This window comes from Streptococcus sp. GMD4S (genome assembly GCF_000296955.1).
On record NZ_AJRE01000391.1, the window covers coordinates 1 to 599 of the forward strand.

The window sequence follows — 599 nt, forward strand, 5'->3', positions numbered from 1 at the left end:
CTGCAGCCATCAACCTTGGCCGTGCAGACAAGTTCTCATGGATCTCTACTGGTGGTGGAGCATCAATGGAACTCCTTGAAGGTAAAGTTCTTCCAGGATTGGCAGCTTTGACTGAAAAATAAATAGTTTAACTAAAAGAAGATGGTGTGATCATCTTCTTTTTAATTTAATTTATAAATAGGTGGAATTTTTCTATAAATAAAAAAAAGAGTAAATATTTGCATCCTGCCTTGTAAAGTGCTAGAATGAGGAGTAATGACTAAATTTAGATAAGGAAAAGGATTATAATGAAAAATAAAAAAGAAGTCTATGGATTTCGTAAAAGCAAAGTTGCCAAAACTTTGTGTGGTGCTGTTTTAGGAACGGCTTTGATTGCTTTTGCAGACAAAGCAGTATTTGCTGATGAAGTTACAGAGACAACTAGTACAAGTACGGTTGAGGTAGCTACTACAGGAAACCCGGCTACAAATTTACCTGAAGCTCAGGGTGAAATGAGCCAAGTTGCCAAAGAAAGCCAAGCTAAGGCTGGTTCTAAAGACTCAGCTTTGCCAGTAGAAGTATCATCAGCTGATTTGGATAAAGCAGTTGCTGATGCAAAA

At 37.4% G+C, this 599-nt stretch carries 2 protein-coding genes; both read left to right on the top strand.

What is annotated here, in order from left to right:
• On the top strand, positions 1-122 hold a 122-nt coding region (pgk, locus tag GMD4S_RS13130), incomplete at its 5' end, for a phosphoglycerate kinase (RefSeq protein ID WP_008290915.1).
• Positions 123-287: 165 nt separating this feature from the next.
• On the top strand, positions 288-599 hold a 312-nt coding region (locus tag GMD4S_RS10085), incomplete at its 3' end, for a putative cross-wall-targeting lipoprotein signal domain-containing proteiin (protein WP_000791185.1).